This is a genomic window from Paenibacillus sp. J22R56 (assembly GCF_056269375.1).
Window position 1 is genome coordinate 97204 of the sequence record NZ_JBWDNV010000008.1, and the last position, 17908, is coordinate 115111.

Here is a 17908-nt window from a genome sequence, read left to right on the forward strand (position 1 = left end):
AAAACGGGCAGAAAAAAAGCAGCTGCGCGTCAGTAAATATGACACTCGGCTGCTATTTTTATCTAATATTCCATTACTTATTCGTATAATACCGCTTTAATTTCTTCGTTATCGATATTGGTTTTATCGTAGTAATAGAAGCCTGTATCGATCGTAGACTCGACCTTCTCGCCGCGAATCGCCTCTACCGCTGCCTTCACCGTTTCGTAGCCGATTCCTACCGGATTTTGGGTGATCGCTCCAGCCATCACACCGCTCTTAATCGCATCGATTTGTGCTTTACCGGAGTCAAAGCCTACTATTGTAATTTGGCCTTCCTTCTTCAGCTCGGTAACCGCGTTAATCACCCCAACTGCAGAGCCTTCATTTGAGCCAAAAAAGCCCTTCAGATTCGGATGCGCCTGCATCATCGCTTTCGCAAGATCCGTCGATTTCAGATGGTCGCCGCCGCCATATTGAATGTCGACAATCTTAATATCGGGATATTTCTCTTTGATTCGGTTCACGAAGCCGTCACGACGGTCAACGCCAGTTACGGATGTCTGATCATGGACGATGACACCAATCTCGCCGGAGCCGCCAATCAGCTCAGCCATTTTGTCAGCCGCAAGCGCTGCAGCAGCTACGTTATCTGTCGAAGCCGTCGTCAGCGGAATGTCGCTGTCTACACCAGAGTCGAAGGCAATGACCGGAATACCTGCGTCCTTCGCTTTTTGCAGGAGAGGAATGGATGCCTGGCTGTCAAGTGCAGCAAAGCCAATCGCGCTAGGCTTCTTGTCGAGAGCAGCTTGCAGCATTTCGATCTGTTTATCGACCTGTGCTTCTGTCTCCGGTCCTTCGAACGTAATTTCGACGTTGAACTCTGTTGCTGCTTTCTCTGCCCCGGATTTGACCGCTTGCCAGAACTGATGCTGGAACCCTTTTGAAATAACCGGAATATAAATTTTGTCCCCGCTTGCCTTAGTCCCTCCATTACCCCCGCTCGACTTGCTGTTCGAATCATTGTTCGAGCCACATGCGCTAAGCAGCAGGATAGCCATTGCCGTAACAAGTACTAATGCCGTAAACTTCTTCACCGAAATCTCCCCTTTGATTTGGATAATTTCATTTATAGAATCTCTGAACGACCAGAGTCTCTAGCGATTCTAAGCTTTCCTGCGGCGCAGAATATCTGCATACACCGCAAGCAAAATGACGATCCCAACAACAACGGTCTGCCATTCCTGCGGCACAGATAAGATACGCAGCCCGTTCGTCAGCACACTCATAATGAGAGCGCCAATGACCGTACCTACGATAGTGCCTTTTCCGCCGCTAAGTGACGTTCCCCCGATGACAACCGCAGCAATTGCTTCAAGTTCATAACCGGAGCCAAGCGCAGGCTGAGCGGAATTGAGGCGGGAAGCAATCAGAATACCTGCCAAACCGGTGAAAATCCCCGTAATGGTGTAGATGACGATTTTCCAATAGTTCACGTTAACACCCGACAGCCTTGTGGCTTCTTCATTGCTGCCGAGGGCAAAGTTATATCGGCCAACAATCGTCTTCGACAAGATTACACTTCCGATAATCGCAGCGATAAAAAAGATAACGACCGCATTTGGAATCGCGAACCCCGGAATAATCTTGTCAAACAACGAGCCTTGCGACACTTCGCTGAACACCGGATCATCATTGAAGTAGATTGGCTTCGTGCCGGAGATAACAAGAGCAAGACCTTTGGCGATCATCATCATCGCAAGGGTTGCGATAAAAGGCGGGATTTTAAGCTTGGCTACCATCACGCCGGACAGCAGGCCGCAGATCGCACCAGTCAAGATGCCCCCAACAATACCAATCGGAACAGGCAGTCCCCAATATGTAATGAACACGCCAGTCATAACCGCGCTTAAGGTCATCACCGTTCCGACAGACAGGTCAATGCCGCCTGTAATGATGACATAAGTAGAGCCTAGCGCCAGAACGCCGGTAACGGCTGTCGAGAGCAGAATGCCAACGATATTCGAGAATTGAAAGAAGTTGCTGGATGCGAATGTAAATACGAGAATAAGGACGATCAGGCTGGCAAAAGCAAGCACCTGCTGCAGGGCGCCCGGCTTCAGAATAAGGCCGGTTTGTTTGCTGCCAACACCAGCTATTTCGGCTTTCGGCTGCATTTTCATCTGTGAATCCTCCTAAAAAGAATTATCACCTTAGATGGCTATATGCCATCTGTGATGATTCTTACTTCGTAAGCATAATCTCTGCCTTAAGCTCTTAAAGTCGCATATCGCATAATTTTCTCCTGCGTCGCTTCCTCGCGATCCAATTCACCGGTGATGCGCCCCTCACACATGACAATAATGCGGTGGCTCATCCGAAGAATCTCCGGAAGCTCGGAAGAGATCATAATAATCGACTTGCCTTTGGCAGCCAGATCATTAAGGAGCTTGTAAATTTCGCTTTTTGCCCCTACATCAATCCCACGCGTTGGTTCATCGAAAATAAGAATATCGCAATCTCGGGTCAGCCATTTGCCAATGACAACCTTCTGCTGGTTGCCGCCTGAGAGGAATTTAACCTCTTGGTCAATATGCGGCGTCTTCACCTTCAGCATGTCGACAATCTGATCGGCCGCTTTCGCAATTCTCGCTCTGTTCACCCAGCCAAAAGGATTGGCATATTGCCTAAGCGAAGCGACAGCGACATTGGTCTTCACATCCATCTCCACAATACAGCCATAACGCTTGCGATCTTCGGACAAGTAGCCGATACCAGCCTGCACCGCGTCAAATGGCTGTCGCAATACAACCTTGCGTCCACGCACAGTAATCTCACCCGCATCTATCGGATCAGCCCCAAAAATCGCCCTTGCTACTTCCGTTCTCCCCGCTCCAATAAGACCAGCGAACCCGATAATTTCCCCTTTGCGAAGCTTGAAGTTAATGTCCCGTAGCGCACCTTTACGGCTGAGGCCCTTAACCTCCAGAACGGTCTCACTCGTACCCTCTATCCGATTCTGCTTTGTGCTGTCATAAATTTCACGTCCGACCATCATCGCGATGATCTGCTCATTTGTCACATCTACCGTTGGAACCGTATCGATATAACGACCGTCCCTCATAACAGTAATGCGGTTGGTAATTCGCTTCAGCTCATCCATTCGGTGCGAAATATAGACAATGCCAACCCCGCTGCTCCTCAGCTGATTAATAATGATGAATAAGTCATCAATCTCTGAATCACTGAGCGCTGCCGTTGGTTCATCCATAATGAGCACCTTGGCATCGTAAGATAAGGCTTTAGCGATCTCGACCATTTGCTGCTTCGCTACGGTCAGATTTGCGACAGATTCATTAGGATCGAGATCCATATTAAGCCGCTCAAATAATCGCTCCACTTTGCGCTTTAGCTCCTGCTCATCAAGGAACAGCCGTAGTCCCCGCCTTGGCTCGCGGCCAATGAATATATTTTGGGCAACGGTCAGATCGGGAGCGAGATTGAGTTCCTGGTGAATAATTGAAATTCCGAGATTCTGCGCGGCCTTCGCATTTGGAACCTCCACCTCGATCCCGTCGTACAAAATCCGGCCCGTATCCTTTTGGTAGACCCCTGTCAGTACCTTCATCAGCGTCGACTTGCCAGCCCCATTTTCTCCAACCAGCGCATGAACCTCGCCCCGCCTTAATTCGAAACGGCAATCCTTCAAAGCCTGAACGCCGGGGAACTGCTTATCGATGTCTTCCATTTGAATGAGCACATCATCCATACCAACACCACTCCATCCCGCTGTTACTATGCTCATTGTAAATCTGCGTCCTCAAAGCCAGAATGGAATAATGTATTTGAATAGTTGAAAAAAATCTGTTTCGGCAAGGTGAAACGGCTTCGCCGACTTTGGCAGCAAGGCGCGTTTCATTCCGGAGAATTCTAAGCCCTAGTTATAGGATGAAACTTATAAATTCTTAGAATTTGAAAAAAAGCTACTCTCCCACAAAGGGGAAGAGCAGCTTCTGATTTTGTTCCGTATACATATTGTCTTCATTGATAATGACCGATTCCGTATCAATCTGCTTCGGAATCTTCTTCCCCCGTACCGCCTCTATTGCGGTCTTCACACTAAGATAGCCCATATTATAAGGCTTCTGCACAATCGTCGCCTGCAGCACGCCGCCCTCGATCAGTTTCACTTCATCCACCGAGCTGTCGAAGCCAACCAGCTTTACTTTGCCGCTAAGACCCAGATCCATGATCGCCTTTCCAGCGCCAACCGTTGAAGGTTCGTTCAGCCCAACAATACCTTTGATGCTTGGATCTTTAGATAAAAGCTCCTTCGTCAGGTTATAAGCTATGTCCAGCTGTCCCTCGCTGTAGTACGTGTTAGCGACTTCAATTTGCGTATTGTTCTTTAGCCATTGACGTACACCCTTCTCCCGCTCCATCTGTGAGGAGGTCCCGTAGACAAAGCTCATAATGGCGATTTTCGATGAATCCGTACTCGGCAGCAGCTTAGCCATTTCCTCCCCGGCCTTCTCCCCTGCTGCAATATTATCCGTAGCGATAGAACTTAACGAGTCGTCGCTGTTAATACCCGAATCGACTGTTATTAGCTTGATACCTGCCTTAACGATTTGCTCGGCTATCGGGACAAGCCGGTTATAGTCGGTTGCGGCCATTACAATCGCATCGGGCTTCTCTTGAATTGCCTGCTCCAGCTGCTTAATCTGAACATCAATCTCCGTCTCGGTAGGAGGACCAATAACCGATACATTCGCCCCAAATTCATGGGCAGCTTCCTCGACACCTGTAATAAGCACCTTCCAAAAGTCGATCATCTGCCCTTTTGCTTTTACCGTAACGATGATATCTACTGGCTTCTCCGTCTTCTGGCTGACCGCCCATTTGTAGATCCCAAAAGCAGCAGCAAGTATGAGGATCGTTGCAAGTACAGCTGATGCTGATCTGCGCCGGTATTCACTCATGCGCCAAGCTCCCCTCCTCCCGCATAACCATCACCTTCGATTGCCGCGATTCGGACCATTACGGTTGTCCCTTCATCCGGAACACTCTTGTAGTAGAGACCATAATCTTTCCCGAAATACAGCTGAATCCGCTCATGGACATTAACGACTCCAACCCCTTTGCTTTCCCGATCGCTTCGTCTTGGCTCCAATATAGAACGGAGTGCTTCTGCCTCCATACCAACGCCGTTATCACTGACCTCGAACCAGATATAGCCGTCTCTTTTGCCACCGGTGACATGAATCGTGCCCGTCCCAATCTTATTCTTGATGCCATGGTAGATCGCATTCTCAAGCAAAGGCTGCAGCAGCACCTTAAGCGTACGGTAGTGGTAAATTTCCGGATCCACCTCAATGTGAAAATCCAGCTTGTCCTTGTACCGGATCTTCTGAATGGTCAAGTAGTTGGCGACATGATCAATCTCTGTCCGGATCGAGACAAGCTCCTGTCCTCTGCTGATCGAAGATCGGAATAACCGCGCCAAGGCGGAGGTCATGAGAACAACCTCGTCGGTCTTTTTCCCTTCCGCCATCCAAATAATTGAATCCAGCGTATTGTACAAAAAATGCGGATTAATCTGTGCCTGAAGCGCCGTCAGCTCGCTCTTTCGCTTAATCTCCTGCTCACGGACAACCTGGCTCATCAGCTCCTCAATCTTGACGACCATCAGGTTAAAGGTCCGGGCAAGAGAGGCGATTTCTCTTGGATTGCCGATTGGCACCCGGATGTTGAATATCCCTTTCTCGACCTTCTTCATATGCTCCTGCAGCTGCTTAATCGGGCGCGACAGATTACGGGAAATAAAGACAGCGAGTAATAAACCAACGATGAGACAGAAAATACCCGCAGCTACCATGGATAACTGCATCTCACGCTTATTGCCGATCAGTTCGTTCGCATAGGATACTCCGACGATTTTCCAACCAAAGCCCGTATCTTGAATTGTATATATTCGGCTTGTCTTTCCTTCATCGGTCATAAAGCTGCCGCTTCCCTTGGCCAGTACTTCGTCAATTTTCTCCGACTTCAAGTTGCTGTAGATGAGCTGCTGCTGCGGATGGTACACGATATTGCCGTCCTCATCAACGATGAATACGTATCCCCGTTTACTTAGATCGATGTTATTCAACGTATCGTTGATGACGCTGAAGTTCAGGTCCACCAGCAGCACACCACGAGGTTCTGTCTGATCCTTGCTCCACATTTCCCTGCTGAGTGAAACCACCCAATCGTACTCGTCCTTGAACATATGCTGAACATGGGAGGAGGAAACGGCGATCCGGCCGGATGCTCCTTGTGCGCTTTGGTACCAAGGCTGCTCCTCCAGCCTGATGTTTGGATTGAGCTCCGCATGCTCTCGGTCCGAGACAAATCGGCCATTGTAGCCGATAACGTTAATCGAAGCGATATCCTTGCGAGAGGCCATGATGGAGTGGAAATAAGCCGAGATCCGCTGCTCACGGGCGAGCTCTTCCGCGCTTGTATTGCTATGTCCTTCTTCACTTACCAGCTCACGCACGTCTTCGTTACTGAGCGCGAGCATCGATATATTTTCCATGCTGGTGATATAGGTCTGAATATTAGCATTTACTTGGCGAATCAGCTCTGCGGTGTAATCTTGAGCGGTTTCACGAACGGATGAGGCCGATAATTGATAAGAAATGACGCCTAGCAGAATAGCGGTTAATAGAATAAGGCAGGCCGAAGCAGCGGCAATGTTGGTCTGAATGCTTTTAAATTTAAATAACTCCATATGCGCACCTCACGCCTGTTCCGCAGCTGTTCTGTGGCGGTAATCCGTTGGTGATTCCCCCGTATGTTTCTTGAACAATACACTGAAATACTGCGCATCGCTGTAGCCGGTTCTGGCAGCAATCTCATAGGTTCGTAAGCTAGTGAACTTCAGCAGCTCCTTCGCTTTGTCCATACGGATAGCTGTGAGATATTCAATAAACGTCCTGCCAGTCTGGGCTTTGAAGGCCGCACTGAAATAGCTGACGCTCATAAGGACATGTTTGCAGACGGCTTTGACCGATAGATCCTCATCCTCATAATTGTTCTCCAAATAGGAGATGGCTTCCTCAATTTGTGAACGGCACTGGTCACTTCGTGTGGCCGTTACGCTATAAACTGCCTGCCGGCATGCCGTCTTCAGCCAATCCCCGATCTCTTCCATCGTCCTGAATCGGTAGATTTCGGTCATGGGATTTACACCCGCCCCAAAGACATCTGCTTCCTTACAGCCGATATCACCAAGGGTCTGCATGACCGCGAGAATCGTCTTCTGGATACGCAAATAACATTGATCAATACTTGTAAGCTCCGCTTTGTTATGATTGATAAGTGCTTCGATCGCACGCTCAACCTCATCTGTTGTACCCGTCTTAATACCGGCTATTAATTCACGGTCGAATTCCGGCGGATGACCCGCGGGGGAGCTGCGCCGCTTCTCCATATCCGAGATGCTGATGATGCTGTTATCACCAAGGATTAACCGGTAGTCCAGCGCGGCAACAGCTTCTTTGCAGGATACTCTTATCCGTGCATATCCTTGAACCGTAGTCCCGATTCCCACCGATACGGTCAACTTCAGAAATTGAACCGCCAATTGCCGAATCCGATCCGCAAGCTCCTGTGCTTTCTCCTGAAGAAGCTCCTCGCGCTCTCCTCCCAGGATGACCATAACCCGTTCTTCTCTGCTTCGGAACAGCGCGGAATCCGGCTCCTCACTTACAATTTCCTGTGCAATATTGTACACGGCGAAACGGAGCAGCTCCTTGTCCGTATCCGCCCCACCTTGCTCATCTAGACGATCGGTATCGATGGCTAGTCCAATATAGTGAGGTCCTGTTAGAGTAATCTGAAAATACCGCAGACGCGAGGCCATCTCCTTCTCGCTTAGCGCCATCGTCGACATTCGTTCGAGGAAGCGCTCCTTGAGCAGCGGCATACTCTCGTTCAACTGGCTTTGCAGCCGGGCCAGATCTTCCCGCTCCTGCTTCTCCTCATCGAGCTCTAGTCGAAGCTTATGCAGCATCGCTGACAATTCGGCAGCCGTAACCGGCTTCAGAATAAAATCCTTCACCTTCAGCTTAAGTGCCTGCTGCGCGTACTCGAAATCATCGTAACCGGTCAGAATCACAACCTTCATATCCGGATAACGATTCATCACTTGCCGGGATAACGCCAGCCCATCCATAAACGGCATATTAATATCCGTCAGCACAATATGCGGCCGCAGCCGCTCGATCTCCTCCAATGCCTGTACGCCGTTCTCGCAATCCGCCACGCACTCGAAGCCAAGCTCCCCCCATGGGATGCGCTCCCTGATGCCTTCTCTTACGACCGCTTCATCATCGACCAGCAATATCGTATACAAGGTAGTTCCCCCTAGTACCTATCAGGATTGGAATTGTATGCGCTTTAATTATAATCATCGGGTGCGGTTAAATGTCAAACTACGCATTTGAATGTTCTTCCGATCGCCATTGCTCAGGGATTTTTTTGAACAATTTTTAATAAGGTTAGAATTCCTGAGCAAAAGCGAACGCTTAAAAGCTTTCTGCAAGAAAGCTACTTCGTAAGCATAAGCTACGCTTCTACAGAATCATTCAAAATGCTCCGTTTGACTTTAACCGGTAGAGTAAGAAAAAAGTCGTGCTGAGAACCCGCACGACCACTCAAAGAATTGGCTCTTGAGAAAGCCTCTACGCCGCATAACGTATTAGTGAGGTTTATCGCCTTATTCACACGTTGACCCTCACTAACAGTGAGGCTAGCCTCATAGTTAGTCTAAAAATGGCTCATTAGGCAACCTACAACGCGAAATGCCTCACTAATTAGTGAGGCATCCTCATTGTTGCAGCACTTGCAGCATTCCAGCAAAGGCAGTAGTAGGAAGTTACCTCACAGCCTAGCAACTCTGTGCACTACCGTCCCAAAAAATGCGCCACAAAGGCGCGGTATGGAGACTGCTCAGGTATCGCCAGCGCTATTTGCCGCAGGCTGGCCTGGAATTGCTGCATCAGTTGCTTGCCTGTCCAATTGTCTGGAAGCAGTTCATTAGGGAGCATAGGATCTCGTAAGCCGAGCTCTGCGATCACATCGCCCAATTCAAGGAAATAGACAAATAGCTGCAAACCCTCAGTTGTTCCCGTATCTTCAAGCCGCGCAAGAGCTGGCTCTAAGTATTCTTGGAACCAGCTCTCTTTTCTCCGATACATCTCCTGCAATTCTTCAATCGGCCATAGACGAATCGACTGCTCTGACGTGATGTCATTATGCACAATACTTGTATTTGTCACAGTTATGCAACTGCTGACATCGCACTGCTCGCCAAGCCGGATGACCTCTTCCCGGTAATCCCACGGCGAGACATAGACGCTTTTGTAGAGCGAGCCGAACCCCAGCTGCAAAAGCTCAGTCCGGAAGCTGTCCCTGCGCCGACGCTCCGATTCTGGTATCTCGAAGAGTACCATGCACCATTGCCTATCCCATTCCTTCTCATATAGACCGGGCTTGGCATTAACTATCCGGATAAACTCCTCGCCAAGCGGTGTCGCCCTATACCGGGATCGTTCCGCCGATTCGGCATACCCTTCCTTCTTCAGCTTAGAGAGCGCGTTACGCACGATCTGATGAGATATCCCCCGCGCTTCATACACCTCAATAAGACGGCTGACAGCCGCACCCGCCCCAGCTCCATCCCCGCTTGTAAGGAGATAGAGCAACTGTTTTTCTATCGACAACAACTGTCCCACAACTCCCCTCGAGAAAAAAGTATCAGGAAATGATTGACATACTTGAGTTATTAATAATATAACATAAATATAAACGTTCGTGTAAAATTAAATTATAATTCACCATCCGAAAGTGAGGTCTCCTTATGGATATTGTTTATCATGGCCATTCCTGCATCCAAGTGACCCAAGGCAACTATTCTGTGATCATCGATCCATTTTTGACCGGCAATCCGCTCGCCACTGAGCGCATAGAGCAGGTTAAAGTCCAGTACATTTTGCTGACACACGGTCATTCCGATCATATCACCGACGCCATTCCATTGGCAAAACAAAACAATGCCCCCATTATCGCCGTTGAAGAGCTGGCGATCCATTTGGGACATCAAGGTATTCAGGCCGAGCCGATGCATGCTGGCGGAGCCTGGAACTTCCCGTTTGGGCACGTCTTCCTGACGCCTGCCCTTCATACTTCATCTTCCCTCTCTGAGGAAGGTAATGTCATCTATACAGGATCACCAGTTGGCATCATTCTGCAGATGGGCGGAGTTACCCTTTACCATGCCGGGGATACGGGATTATTTGGCGATATGCGTCTCATCGGCGAACGATTTGATATTGATATTGCTTTTCTGCCAATTGGAGGACGCTTCACGATGGATCCTGGTGATGCCGCTATTGCCTCGGAATGGCTTGGTGCCGGCTGTGTTGTCCCCATTCACTACAATACATTCCCGGTCATTAAGCAGGATGCACCCTCCTTCGTTCACATGCTTCAGCAAAAAGGGCTCACTGGCAAAGTGCTTTCACCTGGCGAGCATCTGACCATCTAAACAACGTCAAAGGAGATGAACTCATGAGTATACTGCATACATTCCTGTACATTATCGTTCCAATCCTTATCCCGCTTGCGATCGGCGCGCTGCTTCACCGTAAGTTCAAGTTCGAGCTTGGCGGCTTTTCCAAAATGCTTATGTATTACTACATCCCTGCACTTGCCTTTGTAAAAGTGTATGAAGCCGAGCTTACCGCTTCTCTGATTGCTACCATATTCGTATTCCTCGCCGCGCAATTTGTAGTTATCGTGCTGATCGGCCAAGGCGTCAGCCGGATCCTTCGCCATCCGAGGCCGCTTGCCGCCAGCTTCTCTAACAGCATCTCCTTAACAAATAACGGGAACATTGGGATTCCCGTCAATGCAATGGCGTTCAAGCATGATCCGTTCGCGATGTCGATCCAGATGATGGTCGTTACCTTTGAACTGTTCGCCACCTTTACCTTCGGTCTAGTTAATGCCAGCAGAGCAGCAAGCGGCCTTAAGAAGTCCCTGCTGCAGTTTGTCAAAACGCCCGTGCTCTATGCCATTATAGCCGGTTCTCTCCTACGCCTTGCCCATATTGAGATGCCAGAACCACTTCTGACACCTTTAACGACTATTGCCGACGGAATGCTCAGCTTCGCTTTACTCACAATCGGTGCACAAATGGCTTCTACGATGCTGTCGCTCCACACGATTACCGTCATATGGAGCAGCCTCCTTCGTCTCATAGCAGCCCCAGCCATCGCATGGTTGCTGCTTGAACTCATGCATGTGCATGGTATAACCGCACAGGCACTCTTTATTGCAAGTGCGATACCAACTTCACGGAACAGCGCCGCACTTGCGCTGGAGTACAATTGCGAGCCAGGTTTTGCCGCTCAAGCGGTGCTGTTCTCCACCCTGCTCAGCAGTGTAACACTAACAATCATTATTCAACTGTCGGGGACTCTTTTCCCAATATAGGATAGGAGCTGCACCACTCTACTCTTCAGGGGTAACCGCCATTCGCAGCTCCCGTTCCAGCTCATCCGCATAGGCGACGCTTACTCCATCTGACCAGCCGAATAGCTCCGCCATATAGCGGTGAACGCTGTCCTTGCAGCGCAGCACACGGCTGCGGTCGAACAGGAGACTGCCACTCCGGCGGATCCAGAAATCAACAGGCCTGCAAGTCATCTCATAACGAATAGCATAGAGAAGCTCCAGCAGAAGTGTCACCGGCAGCCTTCTGCGGATCGCTTCTTCCTGCGCTTCCGGCATAAGACGAAGAACGGTATCCATATTCGAGCCAAAACGCCGCACAAACCGCTCCGCATCCGGCTTAGCCAGCCCGGCAGCGACGGCGGTGGCTGTTTTGTCCGCCACATACGCCTCATAACCAGCTGACCCGCCAACATCGCCGCCCGAGATTGGCAGCGTCATCGTTTTGCTCTCGCCAATGTCTTCCCGCCCTGCCTTAGCGAACTGCTCTGCGGCTTGATTCAAAACTGTTTCGGCCATTTTCCGATAGCCGGTCAACTTGCCGCCTGCCATGGACAGCAAGCCCGACGGTGACACCAACACCTCATCCTTCCGCGAAATCTCCGAAGGACTTTTCCCCTCCTGATGAATAAGAGGACGTACACCCGCCCAGCTTGATTCAACATCTTCCGCCTTCAGCTTCAGTGATGGAAACATGTCATTAGCCGCATTCAGGATGTACTGCCGATCCTTGGTTGTCATACGTGGATGGGCAAGATCAAGCCGGTAATCGGTATCGGTCGTGCCAATATAGGTCTTCCCGTCGCGAGGAATCGCAAACAGCATCCTGCCGTCGTCGGAGTCGAAATAGATCGCTTGCTCCAGAGGGAAGCGCTTCTGATCAAACACCAGATGAACACCTTTTGTATGATGAAGGGTTTTCCCTTTCTTGGAGTCGTCCTTCTCCCGAATGGTGTCTACCCAAGGGCCCGCAGCATTAATGGTGACAAGAGCTTTCACCTGGCCGATCTTGCCCGTTAATTGATCTCGAAGCTCTGCACCTGCAACCCGCCCATTCTCATAGAGAAGCGAATCAGCTTTTACATAAGAGATGGCATGTACCCCAAGCTCAACCGCTTTTTTCAACACTTCGATCGTCAGCCGTGCATCATCCGTCCGATACTCGACATAATAGCCGCTGCCCTTCAGCCCCTGCTGCTTCAAAAGTGGCTCACGCCGAGTGGTCTCGCTCATACCAAGCATCTTCCGCCTCTCGCCGCGTTTGACCCCAGCAAGGAAATCATAGAGACGTAATCCTATTGAGGTGCTGAATGTTCCAAATGTTCCGCCCTTGTAGATCGGAAGCAGCATCCATTCCGGTGTTGTCACATGTGGTCCGTTCTCGTACACAATGGCGCGCTCTTTACCAACCTCAGCTACAACGCCAAATTCCTTCTGCTTCAAGTATCTAAGTCCGCCGTGCACCAGCTTCGTGGAACGGCTGGACGTACCCGCAGCAAAATCCTGCATCTCCACAAGCGCTGCCTTCAGCCCACGTGTTGCTGCATCAAGTGCAATTCCCGCTCCTGTAATTCCACCACCGATAATAAGCAGATCATACTCCTGGGCCAGAAGCTTATTAAACTGCTCATCTCTTTTTAATGCGTTAAAATTGTCTGCGCCGCCCTGTTGCCCGTTCCCGCTTGCCATCCGCCAACCGCCCCTATCGCTTATACTAGCCAAAAAAGAAAACCGCGAACATTCTTCATTATGCTATTACGCATCATGAAGAACTGCCACGGTTCCCCTTCTATCTTCTTATCGAAAAGCTAATGCTGCCTGCACGGCTTTCTGCCAGCCTGCATATAACTCGGTTACTCGCTCTGGCGCCATTACCGGCTCAAATACGCTTTCAAGCCGCCTCTGCTCTAGTATTTCCTCACGGCCCTGCCAATAGCCTACCGCCAGACCCGCCAAATAAGCGGCCCCAAGCGCCGTTGTCTCGCTGACTACCGGTCTTTCGACTGGCACTTCAAGCAGGTCACTCTGGAACTGCATAAGCAGATTGTTGCGAATGGCCCCGCCATCCACACAAAGTGCCTGCAGCGGAATTCCCGCCGACTGTTCCATTGCGTCCAGCACATCCTTTGTCTGGTAAGCAATCGACTCCAGAGTCGCCCGGACAAAATGCTCACGCCGCGTCCCGCGCGTAATACCAAACGCTGCACCGCGTACTTCGCTATCCCAATAAGGCGTGCCGAGCCCCACAAAGGCCGGTACAACATAGACGCCTTCGGTCGAGTCGACCGACGCGGCTAGCCTTTCGCTTTCTTCTGACGTTTCAATCATTTCCATTCCGTCGCGAAGCCACTGTACGGCCGAACCCGCAACAAAGACACTGCCTTCAAGCGCGTATTCAACCTGCCCATTAATGCCCCAAGCAATTGTCGTCAGCAGCCCATGCTCCGAGCGAATCGGCTCAGCACCGGTGTTCATCAGCATGAAGCAGCCAGTACCGTATGTGTTTTTTGCTTCACCTTTCTCAAAACAGCCATGCCCGAACAAAGCCGCCTGCTGGTCACCCGCAGCGCCTGCAATTGCGATCGAGCCGCTGAACAAAGCTGCATCCGTTGCTCCATAGACCTCCGAATTTGAGCGAACCTCTGGCAGCATCGCAGCCGGAATGTCGAGCCATTCCAATAGTTCTTCATCCCATTTCAGCTCGTGGATATTATAAAGCAGCGTTCGCGAAGCATTCGAATAATCCGTCACATGGACAGCCCCGCCGGTCAGCTTCCAGATCAGCCAGCTGTCCACGGTACCAAACAACAGCTCGCCAGCCTCAGCTTTGTCGCGTGCTCCCTTAACCTCATCGAGCATCCACTTCACCTTTGTACCGGAGAAATATGGATCAATTAGCAGTCCTGTTTTCGACCGTATTGCTAATTCATGACCGGATTCCTTCAGCGCTTCACAAATGCCCGACGTCTGGCGCGACTGCCAGACCACTGCGTTATAGATCGGTTTGCCCGTTGCTTTCTCCCAAATGATGGACGTCTCCCGCTGATTTGATATACCAATCGCGGCGATCCGATCCGCTGTCAGCCCCTCCGTCGCAAGCAGCTCGCGGATGACCTGAAGCGACGTTTCCCACAGCTGCTCGGCATCCTGTTCGACCCAGCCCGGATGAGGGAAGGTACAATCTACGGCCGTTTGAGCAACAGCACGCGGAACCCCCTCTTTATCGAACAAAATCGCACGTGTGCTTGTCGTTCCTTGGTCAAGCGCGATAATATACGTTTCCTGCTGCGTCATTGTCATCGATCCCCTTTTTACTATCCTGCAGTCCCAAGTATTACAAACTATTGTATTCTATTCGAGGCGCTGAGCCAAACTCCCTTCGAGAGCGTTCACATTTCGTTAATATCGTTCCGATACAATCTTCGCCTGCGTGAAGAGAAGCAGATAATCCCGTCCACCCGCCTTGGAGTCGGTACCAGACATATTAAACCCTCCAAACGGATGAGCGCCCACCAGCGCCCCGGTACATTTGCGGTTCAAATACAAATTCCCTGCCATAAAATCCCGCCGCGCCAGCTCCAAATGCTCCCGGTTATTCGAGATAACCGCACCGGTTAAGCCAAACTCAGTATTATTGGCGATCTGGAGGGCATCCTCGAACGACTCTGCTTTTGTAAAAGCCAGCACCGGACCAAAAATTTCCTCCTGCGAGATTCGAGCATCCGCCGCCACATCCGCAAAGATCGTTGGTTCGATGAAATAGCCTACTGAATCATCAGAGGCACCGCCAACTACAAGCTGTCCTTCCCCTTTGCCTATCTCGATATATTCCTGGATTTTACGGAAGGCTTTGTCATCAATAACCGCTCCTACATTTGTTGAAACCGCAGCAGGATCTCCGACAGTAAGCTGCTGTGTCCGATCGATCACCTTGGCAAGCACTTCGTCGTACACTGCTTCATGGACGATCGCCCTTGAGCAGGCCGAACATTTTTGCCCGGAAAAGCCAAATGCCGCAGCGACGATGGAGTCTGCTGCCAGATCAAGATTCGCATCATTATCCACGATAATGGCATCTTTCCCGCCCATCTCGGCGATTACACGCTTGATCCATTTTTGCCCCGGCTGTGTCTTCGCTGCCCGCTCATTAATCCGTAATCCAACCTCACGAGAGCCGGTAAAACTGATAAATCGCGTGAGCGGATGGTCAACAAGATAATCACCAACTTCACTGCCTGGACCCGGCAAATAATTGACGACACCTGCGGGGACACCGGCTTCTTCAAGGAGCTCGACGAACTGCGCAGCAATAACCATAGTTGGGCTGGCTGGCTTCAATACAACCGTGTTTCCACATACGAGAGCAGCTGTAGTCATGCCCGCCATAATGGCTAAAGGGAAATTCCACGGCGGAATGACAATACCGACACCAAGCGGAATATAATAGAGTTGATTCTCCTCTTCATCAAGAGGGGTTAGCGGCTGCGGCTTACTAATACGCTGCATTTCCCGTGCATAAAATTCCATAAAATCAATTGCTTCCGCCGTATCAGCATCGGCCTCTGCGCGTGTTTTGCCCGCTTCAACCGTCATCCACGCGGAAAATTCATGCTTCCTCCGCCGCAGCAGCGCCGCTGCTCTATATAAATAACGAGCGCGCTCATCTGGAGCTGTATGCTTCCAGCTGTCAAAAGTACGTGCCGCCGTCTGAATGGCTTCCTCCGCAAGGCTTGCGTTTGCTTGCGATACGTTGCCGATGATCTGATTTTTTGATGCCGGATTCGTTGATGCAGCGATACGCGTTGTTGTTACCCGGTCACCCCCGATAATCAGCGGATAATCCCTGCCCAGCTTCGTCCCCACCAGTTCCAACGCCGCATCGTACGCCTTATTATTCGATTCAAGCTGAAAGTTTGTGAATGGCTCGTTCTTAAATGTTGCCCTCATACCCGCATCCCCCTTCGATACATGCTCACTAATTCATTTATAGTTCATCCGGCAAGATGATATGTCTTATCTGGAAGTCATGCATAGATGAAGTAATGAATGACTTCCGGACAGCGAAGAAAGGAGTGATAGACAATGGGTGCTGGCCTTTATCGCCGAACATTGCTGACGATTTCAAACAATAAGCTTGTGGAGCATTTGTCCATCCGCTACGGACGTAAGCTTGCTTCCAAATTTATTGCCGGTGACACGTTGGAGGAAGCAATGGATCGAACGGAAGAGCTGAACGGGCAGGGCATTATGGTTACACTGGACCATCTTGGTGAAGGGATTAAGGATCTCAGCGAGGCTGCGGGCTATCGGGAAGAGTATCTGAAGATCATTCGGGAGATTGCCAAGCGGAAAGTGAATGCGAACGTGTCGCTGAAGCCAACTCAATTTGGTCTGGCGCTGGACCCGGAGCAGTGCTACGCCAACATTCGTGCGGTAGTATCGGAAGCCAAGTACAGCCGGATTTTTGTCCGTCTCGATATGGAAGATACCCCTTATACGCAAGCCACCATTAACATCATCCGGAAGCTCCATGAAGGCTGGCTGATGAATGCCGGGACGGTCATTCAAGCGTATTTGTTCCGATCAGAAGAGGACGTCAAGGCACTTAGCAAGGAGAAGGTAAATCTGAGGCTGGTAAAAGGGGCTTATAAAGAGCCTGCTGAAGTGGCTTATCAGAACGCGGGCCAGGTGCTCGATAACTTCAAAAAGCTCATTGAGCTGCGGCTGAAGAACGGCGTCTATACAGCAGTCGCTTCTCACGACGACAAGATCATCAACTGGACCAAGGATTATGCCGCGAAAAACAATATTCATAAGGACACCTTCGAATTCCAAATGCTGTACGGCCTTCGAATGAGCAAACAAGCCGAGCTTGCGCAGGAAGGCTACCGCGTCCGCTGCTATGTCCCTTACGGCACCATGTGGTACCCGTATTACACTCGCCGTCTGGCGGAGAAACCAGCTAATTTGATGATGGTTTTGAAAAATATGTTTTGATAACCGCAAAGGGCAAAGTCTACACGGAATCGTGTAGACTTTGCCCTTTGTCGGTAAGTCGGTCGGTAAATCAGTTGGTTTAATCAGTTGGTGAGGTGGCGTTTCAGCACTTTATATATAAGATAGCCCAGTACTTTTTAACGAGATTCGGTCTAGCACGGAACTGTAGATGAAATGCTTCACTATTTGTTGCTGCAGCAACCAAAGGCTCTGGCCAATACTCTCGTATACTGGATTTCATACAGTCAAAATCAAGTTGGATCATGTCTGAAAAGTGTTACATTGGATTCTGTCCAATAGAAAAACCATTCTAAGCACCCTGCATCTTTTTAAAGAGAATTCTATTGTATAAAATACAGCCTTGGCTTCA

At 50.1% G+C, this 17908-nt stretch carries 13 protein-coding genes; 3 read left to right on the top strand and 10 right to left on the bottom strand.

Features of this window, described 5'->3' with window-relative positions; genetic code table 11:
• Positions 1-77 precede the first annotated feature (77 nt).
• The 7 genes from AC0YNT_RS19515 to AC0YNT_RS19545 form a co-directional block, all read right to left on the bottom strand.
• On the bottom strand, positions 78-1076 hold the full coding sequence (locus AC0YNT_RS19515; RefSeq protein ID WP_475806131.1) for a substrate-binding domain-containing protein: 999 nt from the start codon (positions 1074-1076) through the stop codon (positions 78-80).
• Positions 1077-1145: 69 nt separating this feature from the next.
• On the bottom strand, positions 1146-2162 hold the full coding sequence (locus AC0YNT_RS19520; RefSeq protein WP_475806132.1) for an ABC transporter permease: 1017 nt from the start codon (positions 2160-2162) through the stop codon (positions 1146-1148).
• Between the two features lie 86 nt (positions 2163-2248).
• Positions 2249-3748, bottom strand: coding sequence for a sugar ABC transporter ATP-binding protein (locus tag AC0YNT_RS19525; protein WP_475806386.1), 1500 nt, complete (start codon positions 3746-3748; stop codon positions 2249-2251).
• Between the two features lie 214 nt (positions 3749-3962).
• A complete protein-coding gene (locus AC0YNT_RS19530) occupies positions 3963-4961 on the bottom strand; it encodes a substrate-binding domain-containing protein (RefSeq protein ID WP_475806133.1) in 999 nt (332 codons plus the stop codon).
• Positions 4958-6754, bottom strand: a complete 1797-nt coding sequence (locus AC0YNT_RS19535; protein ID WP_475806134.1) for a cache domain-containing sensor histidine kinase — start codon at positions 6752-6754, stop codon at positions 4958-4960. The genes AC0YNT_RS19530 and AC0YNT_RS19535 overlap by 4 nt, the downstream gene beginning before the upstream one ends.
• 9 nt (positions 6755-6763) lie before the next feature.
• Positions 6764-8380 carry a response regulator gene (locus tag AC0YNT_RS19540; protein WP_475806135.1) on the bottom strand — a complete coding sequence of 539 codons (1617 nt, stop codon included), beginning with the start codon at positions 8378-8380 and terminating at the stop codon, positions 6764-6766.
• Positions 8381-8930: 550 nt separating this feature from the next.
• On the bottom strand, positions 8931-9752 hold the full coding sequence (locus tag AC0YNT_RS19545; RefSeq protein WP_475806136.1) for a PaaX family transcriptional regulator C-terminal domain-containing protein: 822 nt from the start codon (positions 9750-9752) through the stop codon (positions 8931-8933).
• A 134-nt stretch (positions 9753-9886) separates the two neighbouring features.
• Between AC0YNT_RS19545 and AC0YNT_RS19550 the strand changes: the two genes are divergently transcribed.
• Together AC0YNT_RS19550 and AC0YNT_RS19555 are read left to right on the top strand one after the other, a co-directional pair.
• On the top strand, positions 9887-10573 hold the full coding sequence (locus tag AC0YNT_RS19550) for a metal-dependent hydrolase (RefSeq protein ID WP_475806137.1): 687 nt from the start codon (positions 9887-9889) through the stop codon (positions 10571-10573).
• A gap of 23 nt (positions 10574-10596) precedes the next feature.
• Positions 10597-11523, top strand: a complete 927-nt coding sequence (locus tag AC0YNT_RS19555) for an AEC family transporter (protein WP_475806138.1) — start codon at positions 10597-10599, stop codon at positions 11521-11523.
• Positions 11524-11541: 18 nt separating this feature from the next.
• On the opposite strand, the gene AC0YNT_RS19560 is transcribed toward AC0YNT_RS19555, so the two are convergent.
• From AC0YNT_RS19560 to pruA, 3 genes are all read right to left on the bottom strand, one after another.
• The gene (locus tag AC0YNT_RS19560) at positions 11542-13230 is read right to left on the bottom strand and encodes a glycerol-3-phosphate dehydrogenase/oxidase (protein WP_475806139.1); all 1689 of its coding nucleotides are present in this window, start codon (positions 13228-13230) and stop codon (positions 11542-11544) included.
• A 108-nt stretch (positions 13231-13338) separates the two neighbouring features.
• On the bottom strand, positions 13339-14835 hold the full coding sequence (gene glpK / locus AC0YNT_RS19565; protein ID WP_475806140.1) for a glycerol kinase GlpK: 1497 nt from the start codon (positions 14833-14835) through the stop codon (positions 13339-13341).
• 105 nt (positions 14836-14940) lie between these two features.
• A complete protein-coding gene (gene pruA, locus AC0YNT_RS19570; protein ID WP_475806141.1) occupies positions 14941-16488 on the bottom strand; it encodes an L-glutamate gamma-semialdehyde dehydrogenase in 1548 nt (515 codons plus the stop codon).
• A gap of 135 nt (positions 16489-16623) precedes the next feature.
• Between pruA and AC0YNT_RS19575 the strand changes: the two genes are divergently transcribed.
• Entirely contained in the window at positions 16624-17538 is a 915-nt protein-coding gene (locus tag AC0YNT_RS19575) for a proline dehydrogenase family protein (RefSeq protein ID WP_475806142.1), read from the top strand.
• Positions 17539-17908: the final 370 nt, after the last annotated feature.